Annotated in this window: 23 protein-coding genes and 1 tRNA gene; 11 read left to right on the top strand and 13 right to left on the bottom strand. The window is 65.4% G+C overall.

Features of this window, described 5'->3' with window-relative positions; all coding sequences use genetic code 11:
• Positions 1-54: 54 nt before the first annotated feature.
• The 3 genes from AC628_RS22520 to AC628_RS22510 form a co-directional block, all read right to left on the bottom strand.
• A complete protein-coding gene (locus AC628_RS22520) occupies positions 55-981 on the bottom strand; it encodes an AEC family transporter (RefSeq protein WP_074128911.1) in 927 nt (308 codons plus the stop codon).
• A 2-nt stretch (positions 982-983) separates the two neighbouring features.
• Positions 984-1,466, bottom strand: a complete 483-nt coding sequence (gene ruvX / locus AC628_RS22515; protein WP_050426023.1) for a Holliday junction resolvase RuvX — start codon at positions 1,464-1,466, stop codon at positions 984-986.
• Positions 1,467-1,635: 169 nt separating this feature from the next.
• Entirely contained in the window at positions 1,636-2,526 is an 891-nt protein-coding gene (locus AC628_RS22510) for a LysR family transcriptional regulator (protein WP_074128910.1), read from the bottom strand.
• A gap of 118 nt (positions 2,527-2,644) precedes the next feature.
• Between AC628_RS22510 and AC628_RS22505 the strand changes: the two genes are divergently transcribed.
• On the top strand, positions 2,645-3,625 hold the full coding sequence (locus tag AC628_RS22505; protein WP_074128909.1) for an NAD(P)H-dependent flavin oxidoreductase: 981 nt from the start codon (positions 2,645-2,647) through the stop codon (positions 3,623-3,625).
• Positions 3,626-3,643: 18 nt separating this feature from the next.
• Positions 3,644-4,723: an NAD(P)H-dependent flavin oxidoreductase gene (locus AC628_RS22500; protein ID WP_074128908.1), complete on the top strand. Its 1,080-nt coding sequence runs from the start codon at positions 3,644-3,646 to the stop codon at positions 4,721-4,723.
• On the opposite strand, the gene AC628_RS45855 is transcribed toward AC628_RS22500, so the two are convergent.
• Entirely contained in the window at positions 4,714-4,848 is a 135-nt protein-coding gene (locus AC628_RS45855) for a hypothetical protein (RefSeq protein WP_283806659.1), read from the bottom strand. The genes AC628_RS22500 and AC628_RS45855 overlap by 10 nt on opposite strands.
• A 400-nt stretch (positions 4,849-5,248) precedes the next feature.
• On the opposite strand from AC628_RS45855, the gene gatC reads away from it, so the two are divergent.
• The 7 genes from gatC (at position 5,249) to AC628_RS22465 (ending at position 12,425) form a co-directional block, all read left to right on the top strand.
• Complete coding sequence (gene gatC, locus AC628_RS22495; RefSeq protein WP_074128907.1) at positions 5,249-5,536, top strand: Asp-tRNA(Asn)/Glu-tRNA(Gln) amidotransferase subunit GatC; 288 nt, start codon at positions 5,249-5,251, stop codon at positions 5,534-5,536.
• A 22-nt stretch (positions 5,537-5,558) separates the two neighbouring features.
• Positions 5,559-5,795, top strand: coding sequence for a hypothetical protein (locus tag AC628_RS22490; protein ID WP_021078336.1), 237 nt, complete (start codon positions 5,559-5,561; stop codon positions 5,793-5,795).
• Entirely contained in the window at positions 5,792-7,267 is a 1,476-nt protein-coding gene (gene gatA / locus AC628_RS22485) for an Asp-tRNA(Asn)/Glu-tRNA(Gln) amidotransferase subunit GatA (RefSeq protein ID WP_074128906.1), read from the top strand. Before AC628_RS22490 ends, gatA begins: the two co-directional genes overlap by 4 nt.
• A gap of 3 nt (positions 7,268-7,270) precedes the next feature.
• The gene (locus AC628_RS22480; RefSeq protein WP_074128905.1) at positions 7,271-7,561 is read left to right on the top strand and encodes a hypothetical protein; all 291 of its coding nucleotides are present in this window, start codon (positions 7,271-7,273) and stop codon (positions 7,559-7,561) included.
• A 155-nt stretch (positions 7,562-7,716) separates the two neighbouring features.
• Positions 7,717-9,078: a patatin-like phospholipase family protein gene (locus AC628_RS22475; protein ID WP_083633095.1), complete on the top strand. Its 1,362-nt coding sequence runs from the start codon at positions 7,717-7,719 to the stop codon at positions 9,076-9,078.
• 127 nt (positions 9,079-9,205) lie between these two features.
• On the top strand, positions 9,206-10,693 hold the full coding sequence (gatB, locus tag AC628_RS22470) for an Asp-tRNA(Asn)/Glu-tRNA(Gln) amidotransferase subunit GatB (protein WP_074128904.1): 1,488 nt from the start codon (positions 9,206-9,208) through the stop codon (positions 10,691-10,693).
• Between the two features lie 1,465 nt (positions 10,694-12,158).
• A complete protein-coding gene (locus tag AC628_RS22465; protein ID WP_021078341.1) occupies positions 12,159-12,425 on the top strand; it encodes a hypothetical protein in 267 nt (88 codons plus the stop codon).
• A gap of 104 nt (positions 12,426-12,529) precedes the next feature.
• Here the strand turns inward: AC628_RS22465 and AC628_RS22460 are convergent, their stop codons facing one another.
• The 4 genes from AC628_RS22460 to AC628_RS22445 all read right to left on the bottom strand — a co-directional run bounded on the left by AC628_RS22460 (position 12,530) and on the right by AC628_RS22445 (position 15,878).
• Positions 12,530-13,294, bottom strand: a complete 765-nt coding sequence (locus AC628_RS22460) for a sulfite exporter TauE/SafE family protein (RefSeq protein WP_074128903.1) — start codon at positions 13,292-13,294, stop codon at positions 12,530-12,532.
• A 73-nt stretch (positions 13,295-13,367) separates the two neighbouring features.
• Positions 13,368-14,096, bottom strand: coding sequence for an AraC family transcriptional regulator (locus tag AC628_RS22455; RefSeq protein WP_143201746.1), 729 nt, complete (start codon positions 14,094-14,096; stop codon positions 13,368-13,370).
• A 16-nt stretch (positions 14,097-14,112) separates the two neighbouring features.
• Positions 14,113-15,375, bottom strand: a complete 1,263-nt coding sequence (locus AC628_RS22450; protein ID WP_083633091.1) for an MFS transporter — start codon at positions 15,373-15,375, stop codon at positions 14,113-14,115.
• Positions 15,372-15,878, bottom strand: a complete 507-nt coding sequence (locus tag AC628_RS22445; protein ID WP_074128901.1) for a PaaI family thioesterase — start codon at positions 15,876-15,878, stop codon at positions 15,372-15,374. Before AC628_RS22445 ends, AC628_RS22450 begins: the two co-directional genes overlap by 4 nt.
• A 206-nt stretch (positions 15,879-16,084) precedes the next feature.
• On the opposite strand from AC628_RS22445, the gene gcvA reads away from it, so the two are divergent.
• Positions 16,085-16,987 (top strand): transcriptional regulator GcvA, encoded by a 903-nt coding sequence (gene gcvA, locus AC628_RS22440; protein ID WP_074128900.1) that lies wholly within the window; start codon positions 16,085-16,087, stop codon positions 16,985-16,987.
• Between the two features lie 230 nt (positions 16,988-17,217).
• Here gcvA and AC628_RS22435 read toward each other — a convergent pair whose 3' ends face one another.
• Complete coding sequence (locus tag AC628_RS22435) at positions 17,218-17,991, bottom strand: AraC family transcriptional regulator (protein WP_245321271.1); 774 nt, start codon at positions 17,989-17,991, stop codon at positions 17,218-17,220.
• A gap of 109 nt (positions 17,992-18,100) precedes the next feature.
• Between AC628_RS22435 and AC628_RS22430 the strand changes: the two genes are divergently transcribed.
• Entirely contained in the window at positions 18,101-19,009 is a 909-nt protein-coding gene (locus tag AC628_RS22430) for a DMT family transporter (RefSeq protein ID WP_074128899.1), read from the top strand.
• A 471-nt stretch (positions 19,010-19,480) separates the two neighbouring features.
• On the opposite strand, the gene AC628_RS22420 is transcribed toward AC628_RS22430, so the two are convergent.
• The 4 genes from AC628_RS22420 to AC628_RS22405 form a co-directional block, all read right to left on the bottom strand.
• Positions 19,481-19,762, bottom strand: a complete 282-nt coding sequence (locus AC628_RS22420) for a hypothetical protein (RefSeq protein WP_074128897.1) — start codon at positions 19,760-19,762, stop codon at positions 19,481-19,483.
• Positions 19,763-19,927: 165 nt separating this feature from the next.
• Positions 19,928-20,608: a hypothetical protein gene (locus tag AC628_RS22415; RefSeq protein ID WP_074128896.1), complete on the bottom strand. Its 681-nt coding sequence runs from the start codon at positions 20,606-20,608 to the stop codon at positions 19,928-19,930.
• 356 nt (positions 20,609-20,964) lie between these two features.
• A complete protein-coding gene (locus AC628_RS22410) occupies positions 20,965-21,246 on the bottom strand; it encodes a hypothetical protein (protein ID WP_083633088.1) in 282 nt (93 codons plus the stop codon).
• A gap of 198 nt (positions 21,247-21,444) precedes the next feature.
• Positions 21,445-21,537: transfer RNA gene (locus AC628_RS22405), tRNA-Ser, on the bottom strand.
• Between the last annotated feature and the right edge of the window lie 61 nt (positions 21,538-21,598).

The following is a 21,598-nucleotide window of genomic DNA, read 5'->3' as shown; positions in this document are numbered from 1 at the left end:
AAGCGAAGACGCTTCTGAGTTTGAAAGGCGGGCTGGCATCCACGCCGGCAGGACCTACGGCCCGACCGCCGCGATCACGATCGGCATCGTGATCGCGGCGAGGATCGTCTGCAGCGTGATGATCTGGGCGAGCAGCGGGGCATCGCCGCCCATCTGGCGCGCCAGCACGTAGGCTGACGGCGAGGTCGGCACCGCGGCGCAGGCGGCGACGATGGCGAGGTTGGCGCCGGTGACGCCGAACCACACCGCGAGCGCGACCGTGAGCACGGGCATCAGGACCAGCTTCAGCACCAGCGCGATGCTGGCGGCGAGGCTGGGGCGGAAGATGCCTTCCAGATGCAGCCCGGCGCCAGTCACGAGCAGACCGATCGCCAGCGACGAGCCGCCGAGCGCGTCGGCGACATCATGCCAGATTTGTGGCAGCGGCATGTGCGCGACGTTGATGACGAGCCCGATCACGCAGGCCCAGATCAGCGGGTTCTTGACGATCGTCATCACGACGGCGCCGGCAGACCGCTTCTCCGAGGAGGCATATTTCGCCAGCACGGCGACGCTGAAGACGTTGACCAGCGGGATGATGGCGACCATCGCGACCGAGGCGAGCGCAAGTCCTGTGCTGCCGTAGAGATTACGCGACACCGACAGCGCGACATAGGTCTGCCAGCGCGTCGCGCCCTGGAAGATCGAGGTGAAGGCGGGGCCGTCGACACCGGTCCGGGCAAGCGCGGTCCGCAGCGCAAGACAGAGCAGGCACATCACGAGCGCCGCGAGCAACAGCGCGCCGCCGACGCCGGCGACCGGTACCTTGGTCAGGTCGGCCTTGACCAGCGTCTGCACCAGCAGCAACGGGAACAGCACGTAGTAGGTGAGTTGCTCCAGCCCGTGCCATTGCGTGTCGAGCCGCATCAGCGTGCGCTTCAGGACGAAACCGAGCACGATCAGCAAAAACACCGGCAACAGCGCCGCGATCACCACGGCCATCGTCAGCGGTCTCCGCGCAGCTTCGCGAGCCGGTCGAGTGCGCCCTGCAGGATGAAGATCGCGGCGTGCTCGTCGATCACCTCCGCGCGGCGGGCGCGGCTGACATCCATGCCGATCAATTCGCGTTCGACCGCCGCGGTCGACAGGCGCTCGTCCCACAGTCCGATCGCCAGCGCGGTGAGGTTTGAGAGGTTGCGGGCAAAGGCCCGGGTCGATTGCGCGCGCGGGCCTTCGCTGCCGTCCATGTTGATCGGCAGGCCCAGCACGAAGCCAACGGCATTGCGCTCGGCCGCGATCGCGAGCAGCCGCGCCGCGTCGACCTTGAACTGCTTGCGCTGGATGGTCTCGACGCCGGTCGCGAGCCGCCGGTCTGGATCGGAGACGGCAACGCCGATGGTCTTGGTGCCGAGGTCGAGGCCGACGAGCGCGCCGCGGTCGGGCCAGTGCGGCGCGGCTTCGATCAGGGGAAGGATGGGGGCGGGCATGGCGCAAGCGCTTAGCACGGGTGAGGGAAGGAAAGGTAGCCCGGATGGAGCCAACGGGTCGCGCGCACGATGACAGGCTCCGCGAAATCCGGGAATCTTGCCGCCGCGAAACTGTCCCGGATTGCGCTGCGCTCCATCCGGGCTACGAACTGCGGCGGCGTCGATGCATTTATGCGGCGATCACCCGATCGTCGCCGCCGAGGCACGCGACGAGGCCCTGCAACGGGCTGTACTGGTGCGCGGTGCGGCGCTGGATGAACAGCGTCTCGACCTGCGCATGCTGCGGATTGAGCTTGTGAATATTCACGTCGCGCTGGACGTGGTCGCGCTCGACGACCGCGCGCGGCAAGAGCGTCACGCCCATGTCGGCGGCGACGCAGCCGACCATACCGTCCAGCGTGCCGAGTTCGAAGCGCGCGGCCGACGGCCAGCCGAACTCGGTGAACACCTGTTCGAGGCGCTGCCGGTAGGTGCAGCCGGTGCGGAACACCAGCGCGGTGGGGCCCGACTCCGGTGTGCCGGCGCGCAAGGCGGCGAGCGATTTCCAGCGCTGCGCGGTGACGAGCACCAGTTCCTCGGTGAAGGCCGATGTCGCAGACAGTTCGGCGTGCTCGATCGGACCGGCGACGAAGGCGCCATCGAGCGAGCCGTCAAGTACGGCGGCCACGAGATCGGCGGTCGGCGCGGTGCGCAGCGTCAACCGCACCGCTGGGTAGCGGCGGTGAAACTCGGCAAGCAGCGCCGGCAGCCGCACGGCCGCGGTCGTTTCCATCGACCCGATCGACAGCGGTCCTCTCGGCTCGCCGTCGTCGCGCGCCGCGAGCACGGCTTCGCGCGACAGCGCCGCCATCCGCTGCGCGTACGGCAGCAGGCGGCGTCCGGCGCCGGTCAGCGACATGCCGCGGCTGTGCCGCTCGAACAGCGCGGTGCCAATCTCGGCCTCCAGCGCCTTGATGCGCTGGGTGACGTTGGACTGCACGGTATTCAGCTCGTCGGCGGCCCGGGTGATGCCGCCAAGCCGGGCGACCGTGGAAAAGGTGAGCAGGTCGGTCAATTCCATCTGGGACCACCGTTTCAATTTAGGGATGGCTGCGTTCTCTAGTATTCATTATTCGAGAATGTTAGGCCCGCTTAGGGTTGGAGTCCAGAACAGCAAGTCCAGAACAGGGAGCAAACGCATGCCGATCAGCACCGAATTGACGGCGCGTCTGGGCATTGAACATCCGATCCTGGCGGCGCCGATGGCCATGATCACGGGGAGCCGGCTGGTGAAGGCGGTGAGCAACGCGGGCGGCTTCGGCATTCTGGGCGGCGGCTACGGCGACAGGACGTGGCTCGAGGCGGAGACTGCGGCGCTCAGCGGATTTCGCCGTCCGTTCGGCATCGGCTTCATCACCTGGAGTCTCGCCAAGCAACCCGAGCTGATGGACATCGCGCTACAGGCGCGGCCGCGCGCGGTGATGCTGTCATTCGGCGATCCCGCGCCGTTCGCGCCTGATATCAAAGCCGCCGGCGCGCTGCTGATCTGCCAGGTGCAGAATGAGGAGATGGCGCAAGTGGCGCTCGATTGCGGCGCCGACATCCTGATCGCGCAGGGCGCGGAGGCGGGCGGTCACGGTGCGTCGCGCACCACGCTCGATATCGTGCCGGCGATCATCGATTTTTCGGCAGGGCGTGTGCCTGTCGTCGCGGCCGGTGGCATTGCTGATGGCCGCGGCCTGGCTGCGATGATGATGCTCGGTGCCTCCGGCGTACTGATGGGAACGCGCTTCTATGCCAGCGTCGAGGCCGACGCGCCCGAGCAGGCGAAGCAGTTGATCCGCGCGGCGAAGAGCGGCCAGACGGTGCGCGGCGTGGTAATGGACTGGTCGCGCAAGCTGATGTGGCCGGCGCCGTTCACCGCGCGCTCGCTTGCCAATGATCATTTGCGGCGGTGGTCTGGCCACGAGATCGAGCTGATGCAGCGCGCCGACGAGATCGCTGCGGAGTATGCCGCTGCGAGGGAAGCCGGCAATTTCGACATTGCCGCAGTGTTTGCCGGCGAGTCCGTCGGCCTGATCCATGATATCGTTCCCGCGGCCGAAATCTTCGGCCGTATCGTCGCCGAAGCCGAGCAGTCGCTGCAGGGCCGGCGCAACTCTCTTTCCTCTTTGACCTGAACAAGTGTGAGACGCACCATGTGGCCGGACCGTCGATTGATCGATCGTTTCAAGACCGAATTCCCGATCGTGCTGGCGCCGATGGCCGGCGTGATGGATGCGGAGCTGGTGATCGCGGTGGCGCAGGGCGGCGGGCTCGGTTCGCTGCCATGCGCGATGCTGTCGGCCGAGAAGGCGCGCGAGCAGGTCAACATCATCCGCCAGCGCGTCTCCGCGCCGGTCAACCTTAACTTCTTCTGCCACAAGGCGGTCGACGCCGATCCGGCGCGCGAGGCGACGTGGCGGCAGCGGCTGGCGCCTTACTATCGCGAGCACGGCCTCGATCCCAACGCACCGATCAACGCGGCGAACCGCGCGCCGTTCGATGCGGCGTTCTGCGCCGTGGTCGAGGAGCTGAAACCCGAGGTCGTCAGCTTCCATTTTGGCCTGCCGGAGCCAAAACTGTTGCAGCGGGTGAAGGGAGCGGGCGCCGTCGTGATGTCGTCGGCGACGACCGTGAAGGAGGCGATCTGGCTCGAGGAGAACGGCGCCGACGTCATCATCGCGCAGGGCGCCGACGCCGGCGGCCATCGCGCCATGTTCCTGACCGATGATATCGCCGAGCAGCCGGGCACATTCTCGCTGCTGCCGCAGGTGGTGGATGCGGTGAAGGTGCCGGTTGTCGCGGCCGGCGGCATCGCCGATGGACGCGGCATCGCGGCGGCCTTCGCGCTCGGCGCCTCGGCTGTGCAAATCGGCACGGCCTATCTGCGCTGCCCGGAGTCCAAGGTGACCGCGCAGGGCCGTGTTGCGCTGGCGCAGGCCAGCGATGAATCGACCGTCATCACCAACGTGATGACTGGCCGCCCGGCGCGCGGCGTCGCCAATCGCGTGATGCGCGAGGTCGGCCCGATCTCGCCTGACGCGCCGGCGTTCCCGCATGCGGCGACCGCCCTCGGACCCTTGAAGGCGGCTGCCGAAAAACAGGGCAAGGTCGATTTCACCAATCTTTGGGCTGGGCAGGCGGTACGTATGGGCAAGGAAATGCCGGCCGCGGCGCTAACCCGCGCACTGGCCGGCGCGGCGCTGGCGCGGATGGGGGCGTTGTCTCAGGCCTGACGCGCCGGCTCGTCCCGGCTGATCTCCAGATGCTCGGTCGCGAGCCTGCGATAATGCGCGGCCATTTCCTTGTAATGCTGGCGGGAAATCGGATCCGCGGCGCTTTCGGCGCGGCGCTCGAACATCTCGGCCTTTTCCTGCAGAGCCTTTGCCTGGGAGATGGCCATGGCTTGCCACGCTCAGACCAGGCAGGCCACGTAAAGGATCGCGATCCCCAGCACCGTGCCGATCGACCACAAGGCGGGGTCCCAGCCCTCTGACCGGGGGCGGCTTTCGAGCATTGACATGACGCGCTCCGAACTTTTCTGTTTGGAGAGAGTAGGCGCCGGCAATGTTTCCGGACCATTTCGTGGCGGGCACGAAGTGGTTTCGTCGCGGGGTTTTGTTGCCTCAATGAGCGCCCGGAATGCCTCGCCGGGGGCCGGCAGGGCCCGTTTAGCCCCCGGGGCCGCGGTTGCGGCGCAAAACCGGCCTCTGCTATACGGCAGGCTGACCTTTCAGCCTGACCACCCGAGGCCCTATATAATGTCCGTAGATGCCACGACCGTCCGCCGCATCGCGCATCTGGCGCGGATCGCGGTCAGCGACGCCGAAGTTCCCCATCTCCAGGGCGAGCTGAACGCGATGCTGGCCTTTGTCGAGCAGCTGTCGGAGGTGAATATCGAGGGCGTCGAGCCGATGACCTCGGTGACGCCGATGGAGATGAAGAAGCGCGGCGATGTGGTCAATGACGGCGAGATCGCCGAAATCATCGTCCGCAATGCGCCCGACACCGTGAACGACTTCTTCCTGGTGCCGAAGGTGGTCGAGTAAAGAGCCCGATCGGATAAGTCCAATGTGTCTGCTCTGCGACGATGAGAAGGCCTACAAGGCCTATATGGACTTCCTCGATGCGATGGAGCGCAAGGGGAAGGTCGCCGATCCCAACGCGGCGATGGACGCCGTGCTCGACCATCTCGAGGCGCTCGATGCCGCCCGCGCCAAGGAAAATGCCAATAACCGGGCGCGCCAAGACGACCCCGCCAACGACAAAACCCTGTCTCCGTTCTTCTGCAGCCCGATCAATAAATGACCGATTTGACATCGCTGACGATCGCCGAGGCCCGCGAGGGCCTGGCGAGCAAGTCTTTCACCGCCTGCGAGCTGACCGATGCGCATCTCGCGGCCATCGAAGCCGCGCGCGTGCTCAATGCCTATGTGCTCGAGACGCCCGACCGGGCGCGCGAGATGGCCAAGGCCGCCGACGAGAAAATTGCAAAGGGTGACGGCGGACCGCTGGTCGGCATTCCGCTCGGCATCAAGGATCTGTTCGCCACCCGCGATATCAGAACCACGGCGTGCTCGAAGATCCTCGGCAATTTCATCCCGCCCTACGAGTCGACGGTGACCTCGCAGCTCTGGCGTGACGGCGCCGTGTTGCTCGGCAAGCTCAACAATGACGAGTTCGCGATGGGCTCGTCGAACGAGACCTCATGCTTCGGCCCGGTCACCAATCCGTGGCGCCGCGAGGGCTCCAACACCACGCTGGTGCCGGGCGGCTCGTCGGGCGGCTCAGCCTCGGCGGTGGCGGCGCTGCTCTGCATGGGCGCGACTGCGACCGATACCGGCGGCTCGATCCGTCAGCCCGCTGCGTTCACCGCGACCGTCGGCATCAAGCCGACCTATGGCCGCTGCTCGCGCTGGGGCATCGTGGCGTTCGCATCTTCGCTCGACCAGGCCGGCCCGATCGCGCGCACCACGCGCGACGCCGCGATCCTGATGCGCTCGATGGCCGGTCACGATCCGAAGGACACCACGTCGGTCGATATCGCGGTGCCGGACTACGAGGCAGCGATCGGCAAGTCCGTGAAGGGCATGAAGATCGGCATCCCCAGGGAATATCGGCTCGACGGCATGCCGGCCGAGATCGAAAAGCTGTGGAGCGACGGCGCGCAATGGCTGAAGGCCGCGGGCGCCGAGCTCGTCGAGGTGTCGCTGCCGCACACCAAATACGCACTGCCGGCCTATTACATCGTGGCGCCGGCGGAGGCTTCGTCGAACCTCGCGCGCTATGACGGCGTGCGCTACGGGCTGCGCGAGCCGGGCAAGAGCATCATCGAGATGTACGAGAACACCCGCGCCGATGGCTTCGGTGATGAGGTGCGCCGCCGCGTGCTGATCGGCACCTATGTGCTCTCGGCCGGCTATTACGACGCCTATTATCTGCGTGCGCAGAAGGTGCGGACGCTGATCAAGAAGGATTTCGAGGACTGCTTCGCCAAGGGCGTGCATGCGATCCTGACGCCGGCGACGCCGTCAGCGGCGTTCGGCATCGGCGAGAAGGGCGGCGCCGATCCGGTCGAGATGTATCTCAACGACATCTTCACGGTGACCGTGAACATGGCGGGCCTGCCGGGCATCGCGGTGCCCGCGGGCAAGGACGCCCAGGGCTTGCCGCTCGGCCTGCAACTGATCGGCCGTCCGTTCGACGAGGAGACGCTGTTCTCGCTCGGCGAGGTGATCGAGCAGGCGGCCGGCCGGTTCACGGCGCCCAAATGGTGGTGAGCGATGGCGGACTTCCGCGCCACTCTCGTTGACGCAGCGCCCGATGCGGCGCTGTCGCCGCCGCTCGCCGCAATGTGGTGGGCGAAGAAGGGCGATTGGGACCAGGCGCACCGCATCGTGCAGGACGAGAGCGACGCTAACTCGGCCTGGGTGCATGCCTATCTGCATCGCGTCGAGGGCGACCTCGGCAATGCCGGCTACTGGTATCGCCGGGCCGGCCAGCCGGTCGCAAAGGACACGCTCGAGGCCGAGTGGGAGCGGATCGTCACCGCGCTGCTGACACAGCGCGGCTAAAGGACACCGGTGCGGTGGCACCGCGAGCATTAACCGTGTTTCGGCCGCCATGCCGGCGCCCAGATTGACCGTGATAGGCTGGTGGAACCGGGCGGGGGCCAGTTGCAAAGAGAGTATTCGTGCGTGGGTCGGGCATAGGGGGATGGCTGTCAGCGCTGCTGGTGGCCGTGGTGGGAGCGGGCCTTGCCGGCTGCGCCTCCGTCTACAATCTGCCCGGCAACGTGCCGCTCGGTGCCGCGCTCGCCGACAACAATAGCGCCCGCGACTATCCGACCTATGAAGATGACCTGTTGCTCGCGCTGTCGTTCTCCGGCGGCGGCACGCGCGCGGCCGCGTTTTCGTTCGGCGTGCTCGAAGAGCTCGACCGGGTGCACTCCAGTGCCGCCGGCAGCAAGACGCTGCTCGATCGCGTCGATTTCGTCTCCGGCGTCTCCGGCGGATCGGTCACCGCGGCTTATTTCGGATTGAAGCGGCGCGCGGCGCTTGCCGATTTCCGCGAACGTTTCCTGCTGCGCAATGCCGAGGAGGGACTGAAGACCAGGATCTCGCTCGGCAATATCGGGCGCGCGCTGGGCGGCGGCGTCAATGACAGCCAGTTCACCGACTGGCTCGACCAGAATCTGTTCGACGGCGCGCGGTTCGAGGCATTGCCGGACGACCGCCGGCCGCGGGTGTGGATCAACGCCTCCGACATCTACAACCGCACGCCGTTCGTGTTCGGCAAGACCTCGTTCGATGCGCTGTGCAGTGACATCCGCTCCTATCGTGTCGCCGAAGCGGTGGCGGCGTCCGCCGCGGTGCCGCTGGCATTCGCCCCGATCGTGCTGCAAACCTATCCCGGCGGCTGCGCCGCGCCGCTGCCGCCCTGGTACGATCGGGTGCGCAACGATCCGAACGCGCAACCTTTGCTGCGCTCCTACGCCGAGGCCCAGGCGCGCTACCGCGACGGCTCGATGCGCTACGTCAAGCTGCTCGATGGCGGGCTGGTCGACAATTACGGCCTGTCGGGGCTCAGCATCGGTCTGCTCGCCGCGCAGCGCCCTTACGAGCCGCTCGACGAGCGACAGGCGGCCAAGCTGAAGCGCATCCTGTTCCTGGTGGTCGATGCCGGCCGCGGCGTCTCCGGCGATTTCGTGCAGACGCTCGAAGGACCGAACGGCGTCGAGCTGGTATCGGCGGCGGCCGACACCGCAATCGATGCCAGCGTGCGTTCGAGCTACGCCGCCTTCACGTCGCTCGCCAGCGACTGGTCGGGCAAGCTGAAGCGCTGGCGCTGCGGCCTGTCGGCGGCGGATCGGAGCCGGCTCGGCGTTGGTGCCGGCTGGAAGTGCGGCGACGTCGCGATCTATGTCGAGCGGCTCGGCTTCGACCGGCTTGGGCCGGAACGTGCCGGTATCCTGAACGCCATCCCGACGCGGCTGTCGCTGCCGCCGGAGCAGGTCGACCAGCTGATTGCGGGCGGCGCGGACGCGCTGCGCTCGAGCAAGGCCTACCAGCAGTTCCGGCGCGGGCTCTGATCCGCGCCCCAATGCGCCGCTATGGGCCGCAAGGGCGGCAAGGGGACAGCAAGGCGGCTTGACTGGCGCGGTCGGTTGCGCGAAGCCCAATCCATCCCAGATATCACTTGTCCGGAAACCGAGATCCATGACCGCATCTGCCGCCCCGCATAGACTGATCAAGAGCGCCACCGGCGATTGGGAGGTCGTGATCGGCATGGAGGTCCATGCCCAGGTCACCTCGAACTCAAAGCTGTTTTCCGGCGCGTCGACCGCGTTCGGCGGCGAGCCCAACTCCCATGTCTCGCTGGTCGATGCCGCGATGCCGGGCATGCTGCCTGTCATCAACGAGGAGTGCGTCCGCCAGGCGGTGCTCACCGGCCTCGGGCTGAATGCGAAGATCAACCTGCGCTCGGTGTTCGACCGCAAGAACTATTTCTATCCGGACTCGCCGCAGGGCTACCAGATCAGCCAATACAAGTCGCCGATCGTGGGCGAGGGCGAGGTGTCGCTCGAGCTCGACGGCGGCCGCAGCGTCACCATCGGGATCGAGCGGCTGCATTTGGAACAGGACGCCGGCAAGCTGCTGCACGATCAGTCGCCGACGATGTCCTATGTCGACCTCAACCGGTGCGGCGTCGCGCTGATGGAGATCGTCTCCAAGCCCGACATCCGCGATGCCGAGCAGGCCAAGGCCTACGTCACCAAGCTGCGCTCGATCCTGCGCTACCTCGGCACCTGCGACGGCGACATGGAGAAGGGCAACCTGCGCGCCGACGTCAACGTCTCGGTGCGCCGCTACGGCGAGACCGCATTCGGCACCCGTTGTGAAATCAAGAACATGAACTCGGTCAACTTCATCGGCCAGGCGATCGAGTACGAGGCGCGGCGTCAGATCGAGATCATCGAGGACGGCGGCACCATCGACCAGGAGACCCGGCTGTTCGATCCGAACAAGGGCGAGACCCGGTCGATGCGCTCCAAGGAAGAGGCGCACGACTACCGTTACTTCCCGGATCCCGATCTCCTGCCGCTCGAGTTCAGCCAGGCCTTCGTCGACGACCTCAAGGCGCAGCTGCCGGAACTGCCCGATCAGAAGCGGTCCCGTTTTATTACGGGCTTTGGCCTGTCGCCCTATGATGCGAGCGTGTTGGTCGCCGAGCGCGAGAGCGCGGAGTTCTACGAGACGGTGCTTTCAGGTCTTGCCGACAAGGCGCGCGACGGCAAGCTCGCGGCCAACTGGGTGATCAACGAGCTGTTCGGCCGGCTGAACAAGGAGAGCGTTGCGATCGCTGCCTCGCCGGTATCGGCACAGCAACTCGCCGCGATCGTCGATCTGATCGGCGAGGGAACGATTTCCGGCAAGATCGCCAAGGACTTGTTCGAGATCGTCTGGCAGGAAGGCGGCGATCCGCGCGCGCTCGTCGAGACGCGCGGTATGAAGCAGGTCACCGACCTCGGCGCGATCGAGAAGGTGGTCGACGACATCATCGCGGCCAATCCCGACAAGGTCGAGCAGGCCAAGGCGAAGCCGCAACTGGTCGGCTGGTTCGTCGGTCAAGTGATGAAGTCGTCGGGCGGCAAGGCGAACCCGCAAGCGGTCAACGACCTCCTGAAGTCGAAGCTCGGCATCTGACGAACAGGACAATGATGTTGTCCTTGGCGCATGATCCAACCGGATCATGCTCCCGCGCGATCACCTTTTGGCGTCGTCGCGCGCGCGTGAACGCGGCGTGATCCCAGCTCACAGCCTCCGTCGACGGTCGCACTGACGCCATCGCCGCCGAATCGGCGAAGCTGCGATTCGTTCGCGAAACCGGCTCGGACGACCTCAAACGAGGCAAAAGCCGTCTTTCCCACGAAAATTTTTTCGTTGCCAAAAATTACGACTCGGCGTCGGCGACGCGCCGCTTTTCGTCGTCGCTCGCGACTCAGCGCAATGACGATCGCGCGCCGATCGCTTCAATGCGAACTCATGGAAAGCCTGCAATACAAGGCATTTCCTGCAACGTTGACAAATGCCGATATCGGCCGCTGTTGCACTTCTTGCATCGTCGCGCGAATGCATCGTCGATTTGAACGGCGGCGCGCGCTGTGCGCACTGCCACCGCTGCGTCAACACTTCCTTAAGCGGGACACTGTTTTTTTCAGTCTGTTGGTGTATTCGGGAAGTAGTGCATATCGATTCCCGAGTGCACGCAGCGAAGTAGAGCCATCTCACATACTGGAGGGCAACATGGCTAAGAAGGCAAAGAAGGCGAAGAAGGCGAAGAAGGCCAAGAGCGCAGTGAAGAAGACTGCGAAGAAGACCCGCAAGGTCGCCAAGAAGAAGTAAGCCTCTCGCCTTGAGAGGATTGCCGGCGGCTTGACGCCGGCACGTCGCGAGAGCCAGCGGACGGACTGCTGAGAGGCACATCCCACCCCAAGGCTCTGGCTGACGAAAGAGGGTGTCGGCGAGACATCAGGTCAAACGGCTGGATCGAATTTCGGAGAGGGCGACCTTCCCAAAACCGATCCGGCAGAAGAAACAGAGATTTCTTCGTTCGGTGCGGAGCCCGCTTGGTTCCGCAATTTCACCGGCGAGAATGCCGAGCTGAAATCTGGTCCTGACGTGTTCGCCGACCCCCTCGTTCCGGCGGCCCGCGCAGTCCGCGCCCGGCAGCCACTTTCCCACATCCCAGTTCTGGATCGACGTTGGGCCTGACGGCCTCGCGTTGCTTTTGTGTGCGCGCCGTCCGTGGATCGTCCGACGGGTCTCGCACCCCTCCGTCAATTTCGAGACCGATCACCGGCGAGGGCCGGCCGATAGGCGCGGCCATTGTCCACGATGGTTATCGTTGTCCGAAGCACCAGGGTAAACCGGCGTTCACGAATGGAAGGAAGTGCCGGCGGCACAGGCACTTCTGCGATTCCGCGCAGCGCTCCCGGCGGCGCCGGTTTACATCCCGTTCATCGCGATACTTAAACCGCTCTTCAAATTTGATGGGCCATGATCATCCCAACAAGCCGGCAAACGGCGAGGGAATAGCAGGACGTTTGAACAGTGGACGGGGGCCGCGCTCGGGGGAGGGCGGCCAACAACAAAAAGGGGAATGACGACAATGTTTCAGGGGGTCATCGATCAGGAAAGCGCCGTCCCGGTTGCTGCGACCGCAATCCAGGACGTGCTGTTCGAGCGCGGCATGTATTGGGCGAGCGGCCGCTCCGGCGTGGTCAACCTCGTCGCGGCGCACAAATGGTTCAACCTGGCGGCGCTCAAGGGACGTACCGACGCGATCGCGCACCGCCGCGAAGTCGCCGAGCAGATGTCCGACGTCGAGATCGCGGCTGCCCAGCGCGAAGCCCGCGCCTGGATGACGACGCATTAGGTTTCGTTTGGCGCGGTTTCTTCGCGCGAGCCGGTAATCGCTTCGTTCGAAAACGCTCCAGCTCAGCAGCTATCGAGCCGGGAGCCTCGGCTCCCTCGCTCCATCTAGAGCCAGTATCGAGCGGCATAGATCATGGTCATCACCGCTCCGGCCACAATGACGAACTGGCGGACGACGGGCGCGGGAAGAACCCGGATCAGGTGACCTCCTGCATAGCCGCCGGCCATCGCGCCGAGCAGCATCGCCAACGTCTCCGGCCAACGCACCGCTCCCTCTACGATGAAGATCAGTGTAGCCGCGAGCGACACGCAGGTCGCGAGCAGGTTCTTCAATGCCTTGATCGCCCTGATGTCGTTGGGCTCAGTGACCGACAGCACTGCGGTCAGGATGACGCCGAGCCCGGCGCCGAAGAACCCTCCATAGACACATGCCAGTCCCAGCACGGCAGCGCTCGCGCGGGTCGAGGGCAGGGTCGCGGTCTTCTGCTGCCCGATGGTCCAGCTCTGGATCTGCGGCGCGAAGGCAAACAACAGCGTCGCGAAGCCGATCAGGGCCGGTCCCGGCAGCACGAACAAGTGTTCGGGAAGCAGCAGCAGGACGCCGGCGCCGATTGCGCCGCCGAGCGTCGAGACGAGGACGAAGCTGATCGTGCGCCGTGTCGGCGGCGGCAGCTTGCCGCGATCGGCGAGCGCTGCGATCAGGTGCCCCGGCGAGATCGCCACCGCATTCGACGCGTTGGCGATGACGGCGGGCAGGCCCGCCGCGAGCATCGCCGGAAACGTGATCAGCGTCGCGCCGCCCGCCAGGGCATTGACGATGCCTCCCGCGATACCGGCGGCGAGCAGCAGAAGGCTTGTCTGGATATCCATGCGTCACCCAATTCGAGGGTGAGCAGGCTAGCGGGCGGAGCCGCAGTCCGTCTGGAACGCCTGTGACGTCGTCTCAGTCGCGCCAATAGACGCCCGGCGTCGTGCCAAAGGTGCGGCGGAACAGCCGGGTGAGGTGACTCTGGTCGGAGAAGCCCGCATCGGCCGCAACGGCAGCGATCGGCTCGCCCGCGCGCTGCAGCTGCCGCGCAAGGTTGAGCCGGGCGAGCAGGCGGAACGCATGCGGCGCGACGCCGAGCTCGCGCCTCACCATGCGGCTGAACCCTTCGCGGCTTCGTCCCAAGCTTGCGGCAACTGCGCCGATCGGCGCGAGGCTCTCCGTCAGGGCGGCGCCGAGCTTGGACCGGCCGGTGCGCCCGGTCGAAGGAGACGGCGCGCGCGACAGGATGTCGCCCGCGATCTCGAGGATGCGCTCGGGCGAGATCTCGTCGACGCGCTGCCAGCGAGCCCTGAAGCTGACGACCCGGAGCGACGAGCAGGCGCGGCTCGCCGGAACATAGGCGTTCAGGCAAACCGTTTCCTCGTCCGGCGTCGGCATCGGCGCATGCAGCATGCCGGCTGGGATCAGCGCTGCATGGCCGGCAGGCACGGTGATGGTTTCGCCATCGATGCGAAAGCTGCGCGACCCGGACAGCACCAGCACGAGCTGGTGTTCGTCATGGAAGTGCGGCCTGAGGCCGAGCGAGCCGGCACCGCGCCACGATGCCAGCTCGACGATGTCGTCACGGTCGGCTCGCCGATAAGTCCAGGCATTGGTCATGGCGAAGCGTAGCACTGACGTCACCGACCGTCATGAGGCGTCATGGCCGCGCGACCGAGGCGATCGGCGAGGCCGTTCGCATCGTCGCGACAGCAATCAGGGCCGCGACGAGGTTGGCGGCTGCGCTGATCGCCACCGGGATGACGTAGCTGTGGCTGACATCGTAGGCGAAGCCGGCGGCGCTCGGACCGAGCAGTGTGCCGAACGCGACGCTGGTGTAGAGGATGCCGATGATGCCGCCGACATTGCGGCCGCCGAAATGGTCGGTGACGACAGCGGGCAGGATCGCGACCCAGCCGCCATAGAACACGCCGAACAGCAGCGCGAAGACTGCGAGCGACCAGAAGCTGCCGGCAATCGCCCAGATCGCCAACGAGACCGCCATGCCGAGATACATCGCGATCAGGAATGCGTCGCGGCCGACGCGGTCGGCGATGCCGCCGAGGAAGAATCGGCCGGCGGTGCTGCCGACGCCGATCATCCCGAGCAGCAGCACGGCATGCGTCGGCGCCACCTGATGATCGACCGCAAACGGCACCAGATGCACGAAGGGCACGAACACCCCGAATGCGCTGATCAGGCAGGCCGCGTAGAGCCCGGCGAAGCGCGCGGTCCTGACCGCGCCGCGGATCGAGACGCCGTCGCGGAGCGGCGCGCTGGAGACTGCCTCCAGCGGATCGCCGTCCGGTCCGGTGCCATAGCGGCGCGGGTCGTCGGCGATCAGCAGCGATGCACCGATCCCGGCGACGACGGCAACGACGCCCAGCACCACGTAAGCATCGCGCCAGCCGAGGCTCGTGATCAGCCAGGTCGCGAGCGGCGGCATCACCAGCGTCCCGACGCCGATTCCGCTGACCGCGAGGCCCGACGCGAAACCACGCCGCCGCACGAACCAGCGTTGCACGGCGCCGAGCGTCGGGACGTAGGCGCAGCCGACGCCGGCGCCGATCCCGATGCTGTAGGCGGCATAGACCTGAAGGATGGTTTGCGCCTGTCCCGCCAGCACCATGCCGAGACCGACCAGCGCCATTCCAAGGCCAGCGAGCCTGCGTGCGCCCCAGCGATCGGCAAGCGGGCCGGAGACGATGCCGAGACCGAAATACAGGAAGCCCGCGAAGGAGAATACCAGCGAGACCGAGCCGCGCGAGGCGCCGAATTCGCGCTGCAAGGACTCGACAAAGGACGAGAAGGTGTAGGCGCTGCCGAAGCCGATGAAGGTCACGACGAAGGCGGCCGCGACGACAATCCAGCCGTAGAACGGCTTTGCTCTCTGATAACCGGCGTGCATGACGGTGTCCCTCATGTTCGTTCTCCCTGCGTCGCGCGGTCGCCGGCATTGGCTGGCGGATAGAGCAGCATCTGCGTGCAGCGAAACAGCGCGATGGTCTTGCCGGTCACCTCGCTCTTGATCTCCGCGTCCCACACCTGGGTCGTTCGGCCGGCATGAACGAGGCGCGCCTCGCAGCTCACGCCGCCTTCGCGCGCAGCGCCGATGAAATTTGTCTTCAGTTCGCCGGTGGCGAAGCCGATGGCGCCGTCCGGCAAGGAGGCGAGACAGCCGAACCCGCATGCGGTGTCCGCCAGGGTGACGATGCTTGCGCCATGCAACAGCCCGTGCGGCGAGAAGTGTTTTGCGGCGATCTCGAAGCGGCCGCTGATGTGGCCGCGTCGGGCTTCGAGCCATTGAAAGTCCAGCAGGCCGGGCAGGCTGCCGGCTTGCGATGCGTTGATGCGATCGACAAGTTGGCTGGGATGGCCGTCCGCGCCGACCTCGTGCAGAGCGAGTCTATTTGGGGCCTCAATCATGTCTTGGTTCCATCAGTCCTGGCTTCAGCAAGGAGCTGAAAGCCGCCCGCGGACGTCGAAAATGAAGATTAGATGATCTAATCTTATTGGTTCGGCTTTCTCTGCGTTGACGCGGCTTCCAGCATTAATGTAGGCTGATAAAGCGCCGCGATAGCCGGATTGGCAAACCAGATTTGCTGCGCCATAAAGATTAGAAAATCTAAATCATGGAGAACAGGCTTCCGCCCCTGAACGCGCTCAAGGCGTTCGAATCCGCCGCCCGCCATCTCTCGGTGAAGCTCGCGGCCGAGGAGCTGTACGTGACGCCGGGTGCGGTCAGCCAGATGCTCAAGACGCTGGAGGCCCATCTGGGCGTCAAGCTGTTCGAGCGGGTGCCGCGCGGCATCTATCTCACCGACGCCGGACGCGACTATTTGCCGTCGATCCGCAATGCATTCCGCCAGATCGCGGAGGCGTCGCGCCGCGTCGCTGCATCTGTTGACGTCGGCACGCTGACGGTCAGCGTCACGCCGTTCTTTGCGTCGGCCTGGCTGGTGCCGCGCATGGCGTCGTTTCAGAACGCGCATCCGGAGATCGATCTGCAGATCGTCACCAGCAACACGCTGGTCGATTTCTCGCGCAGCGGCATCGACGTCGCGGTGCGCCATGGCCTTGGCCGTTATCCGGGGCTGCGCAGCGACCGCGTCGTCACGGTCGAGATGGTGGCGGTCGCAGCGCCTTCGCTGGTCGCGCGTCTCGGGCGGCCGGCATCTCCCGGCGAACTCGCGGGCTGGCCGCAGGTGCATGATGCCGATCGCAAGGGATGGAGCCTGTGGTTTCAGGCCAACGGCATCGCGGAGGTTCGCGCGCCGCGTGGACCCTCGTTCGACGACAGCGGCCTGCTGCTGAAGGCCGTGCTGACCGGGCAGGGCGCGGGCCTGCTGCCGGCGGCGATGGTCGCGCGCGAGATCGAGAACGGCGAGCTGATCCAGCTGCTCGAGACCGCGCATCTGGAGGAGTTCGCGTATTATCTCGTCTGTCCTGACAACAGGCAGGGGCTTCCGAAAATCGCAGCGTTCAGGGAGTGGATTCTGGGTCCAGTGGCACAGTCAGCGGCTGCGGAGCGCTAAAGCTGGATGAGTTTTGATTGAATCGGCTTGGCGATCTCGGTTCACCTCTCCCCATCGGGGAGAGGTCGGATTGCGAAGCAATCCGGGTGAGGGCTCTTGCTCTCCCGATAGACCGTAACGCCTCACCCGATTTGCTGCGCAAATCGACCTCTCCCAAGGGAGAGGTGAACTTCCGACGCCGTTCCAGCTCAACCTTTTCTCATCATGTCCTGGCGATCTCGCACGACCGTCTATCGGTAGAACGCGCTGGGCGTCGCGCCAAAATGCTTGCGGAACATCGCGGTGAAGGCGCTCTGGCTGGCATAGCCGGCATCGAGCGCGACATCGACCACCCGCGCGCCGCGCGCAAGCCGTTCGAGCGCGAACAGCAGGCGTGCCTGCTGACGCCACTCGCCGAACGTCATGCCGGTTTCCCTGGCGAACAGGCGGTGGATCGTCTTCGACGTCAGCTTCAGGCGCCGCGCCCACTGCGCGGCGGTCGAGGCATCGTCCGGGCGGGCCAGCAGTGTCGCGCAGATCCGTGCGAGCCGCTGGTCGCGCGGCATCGGCAGATGCAGCGGCAGCACGTCGACTTCGCGCAGCTGGTCGAGCAGCACGTGCATCAGACGCTCGTCTGAGGTCCCGGGCACATAGTCGAGCGGGACGCGCATCGCGGCGACGAACAATTCGCGCAGCAAGGGTGAGACCGTGAACACGCAGCTGGTCCGCGGCAGATCGGGCGCCGCGGCGGCATCGACGAACACGGTGCGGATCTTGACCGCGCCGCACATGCGGACCTCGTGCGCGAGATCGGCGACCAGCCACACCGCGCGATTGGGCGGCACCACCCAGGTACCCTCGGCGCAACGCACGATCATCACGCCTTCGATCGCATAGAGCAGTTGCCCGCGCGGATGCGCATGCAGGCCGGTCGACGCGCCGCTCGGATAGTCGATCTCCATCGCCGCCATCGGTCGCGCCGTGGCGTGATAGTCGAGGTGCCGTGTGATCAGCTCGTCCAACACGTCTTAATCTGCATGTCCCAATCTCGCTAGGTGAGGTCATTCTAGCGTGAGACGGACGCTGGCGCGACAGGTAGTTGCTGGTGCTCCTTCACCAACGCGCTGCCAAATCATGCTCAAGCAGAAAGTCGCACTTCTCTATCCCTTCGTTGCCATCGTGCTGTGGGCCGGCAACGTCATCGTCTCCCGTCTCTCGGCGCACACGATCGGTCCGCAGGCGATCACCTTCTATCGCCTGCTGGTCGCGGTCCTCTTGATGTCGCCGTTCGTGGCGCGCGCCGCCTGGCGCAATCGCCGCGCGATCTGGCCGCATCTCGGGCCGCTCGCGATCCTCGGCTTCCTTGCGATGTGCCTGTTCCAGAGCCTGTCGTATCTCGCGGCGGAGACCACGACGGCGACCAACATGGCTGTCTTCACCGCGCTGACGCCGCTATTGACCGTCGCGCTGAGTGCCGCGTTGCTCGGCGAGCAGCCGACGCTTGGCATGATCTGCGGTGCGCCGCTGTCGTTTGCGGGCCTTGTCTATCTCGTCAGCGGCGGCGAATTGTCGTCGCTGCTGCACAACGGCGTGCATGCGGGCGACGCCTTGATGCTGCTGGCCGCGATCGTCTATGCGCTGTACGGCGTGCTGTTGAAGCGCTGGAATCTGCCGATCACCGGATGGCAGTCGACCTACATGCAGGCGCTGTGCGCGCTGGCGGTGATGTTTCCCGCATACCTCGCGACGCCGGCGCCGCTGCGCCAGGTCAACGCTGAAACGTGGCCCCTGATCGTCTATGCCGGCGCGCTGGCTTCGGTGGTGCTGCCGTTCCTCTGGATCCGCGGTGTCGCCCAGCTCGGCCCGAACCGCTGCGCGATCTTCATGAACCTGCTGCCGGTGCTCACCGCCGCGGCCGCGATCGTGATGCTGGGTGAGCCGGTCAGGTCATTCCACGTCATCGGCGGCGGCCTTGCGCTGCTCGGTGTCGCCTGCGCGCAGGCGTTTCCCCGACCGCTGAACACCGCGCGCGAGGCTCGATAGGCCGTCGTGCCCTGCTGATCTCATGGTTTTGATCACACGTGAAAGGCCAGGCCAGAATAGAGCGTTGCGGCCCGCGATCACTTGTTCGCTGAAACGGAGTGATCGCCATGCGCGCTGCCTTACGAATGTCGCTACGTATTTCCCTGGCCTTGACGCTACCCCTCGTGATCCTGTGCGGTGCGGCCGCCGACGCCGCAACTGCGCATCACCGGCGCGTGCGACAGCATCTCATCCTCCGTCCAACTGAACCGGTCGTCGCTCCGGACCGTTACGTGTATCCAGGCTTCGGGCCGATCCCGCCGGGCGAGAACAGGAATCTCGATCCATCGACCCGCGGCAGCGGCTGACGTCGGTCAGCGCTGCTTGCAGCCGGCCCCTTTGTTTCCATGACTCAGGTACTGATTTCAGCACGGCTGGCGGAGACGGAGGGATCCCTTCTCCGTCGAGCCGGACGTTGGTCAAGGGGATCGGCTATGCTGCGTCGGTGACCAGCCTGTGCTGAGATCTCTCGGTGACACGCTTCTCGAGCGTGGCGATGGTTCCCTTGAGATTGGCGTACCGCTCATTGAGCGACCTTGCCAGGATCGGGTACCTGGCGTCCGACCGGTCACGAATCCCCGCGCGCGCTTCTTCGGTCGCGATGTCGGCTTCGATCTGCTGGCAGACCAGGACAAGATCGGACAGCATCTTGCTGACCGTCGACTCTCGTCCGTCGCGTCCGCGAGCTGTCTCAAAACGATGGTGCATGTTCATGTGCGTGCTCCGAATGTCTGAGTTCGGCACACCGAGAGCCGCCGGCGCCGAACTATTCACGGATGCATCGCAAATAGCCTGCCAGTCGCGGGTCCGTAACAATACGGTCGGGGCGGTCTGGCGCGGGGGCCACCGGGTGGCGACAGCCTGCCGGGTCTCGCGAAACTAGTCTTTCCGCCACGCCGGAATGCAGGCGCTGAGCGTGACGCGCTGGTAGTCGCGGGCGGCATCCTGATCGCCGGCTTGTTCAGCAAACCTGACCGCGGCCTCCATGTCTTGAGCGGCGGACGCGCTGTCGCAGAACAGGCTGTGAATTTCAGCCCGGTATCGATAGGCCCTGTAGTTCATCGGGTTGTACGAAAGCGCCAGATTGTAGTTGTTTTGCTCCTCGGTGGCGACCCGGCGCGCTTCATCCGACTGGCTGTTGAAGTTGGTGAGGCGATTGAGCGACTGGAGTGAGCCGAGCTCCAAATAACGCAGAGACATCGCGCCAAGACTTGCAGGAAGTGCGTCGCCCAACGAAGAAGGTTGTTCCGCCGCGGTGTTCGCGCGTTCGATTTCGATCTTTTTGTACTTTATGGCGTTGTCGTAGTCCCGCAAGCTCTGGAACGTGCTCGATATCTCGCCGTTGATCGGCGCAAGATAGGCGGTCGAGAGCCGTCGATCGCTCAGCAGGTTCAGGCATGCCCGTATCTTTGCCTGCGCAGGCAAGACATCGCGACATTCCTTGTCAACCACACGCCACTCGTCCCGCGAATGCACCGTCGGCGGCGTCTGCGCAGCCGGCAGAACGAGAACCAGTGCGAAGCAGATCGCTGACCTGAGACCGCGGCTTGAGCCATCCATCCTGGTTCTTCGCCTTCAGCCCGATCTCGCTAGCCGGCGGATTCTTCGTGCGGGCTTCCTGGTCATTTGATGCCAAATAATCCTGCCGAGGGGAAGCCTGCCGCTTCCATGTCGGCCCTCGCGCGCGCCCGTTGAGTTCGCCGCGGCTACACCAGACGGACTCAAAGATGAGGCCGTTCGAGACTGGGAAAAGACCGAACGGCCCCAGCCGGCCCGTAGGACCAAAAATGGAAGAAATGGGTCGGCGCTCCAGCTATGGAGCTGCCGGGCACATGGTTTCACCAGCCAATTGACGTTGCGAGCATACGCAGTGCCTGCGCAACGAGCGACGTCGCCTGAACGAATGAGGCCGCTTGCTATGAGCGCGCAGGGTCAGCTTGACGACAGGTCGTCAAGACAAACGCCGTCTTGCTGCATTGCCACTCGCTGCCAAGCGCAGCGCTCGAGACCGGCCGCGGCGCAGCAACGATCGCCAGCGCAGCAACCATGCCGGCCAGCGAAGTTGCGATGACGAGCCTGCCTGCTTTGGATGCGAAGCGCTGCCGTAACAGGAGGCCCAAGTCGGCGGAGCGACGAAGCTGGGCGTTACGCAAAACCTGGTCGAGATCCTGGAATTGAATGCCATCGTCGTGCTGCATGGCCTTACCCCGGAAATGTTCAGGTGAAGAAAACAATGCAGCGAGGTTGGGCGCGGTTTGTTTCGCGCTCGCTTCGAGGTGCCGGGAATGATGTTTCGTTCACGTGGAGGTGACTGCCGGTTCACACCGGGCAGGCCGAAGCCCGAATGTCTCCGCGGAGAGACCTGGGGACCATCGTTGGGCAGCCGGTCGTGGGGCTGGCGGAGAGGGAGGGATTCGAACCCTCGATACAGCTTGAGACCGTATGACGCTTTAGCAAAGCGTTGCCTTCAGCCACTCGGCCACCTCTCCAATGGCGCCGATATGCCCGAGTGGGCGCTGAGCCGCAAGCGGCAGATTCAGATTGCGACAA

Source organism: Bradyrhizobium sp. NAS96.2, from assembly GCF_001908235.1.
Taxonomy (GTDB): domain Bacteria; phylum Pseudomonadota; class Alphaproteobacteria; order Rhizobiales; family Xanthobacteraceae; genus Bradyrhizobium.
This window is presented reverse-complemented; position numbering and strand designations above follow the sequence as displayed.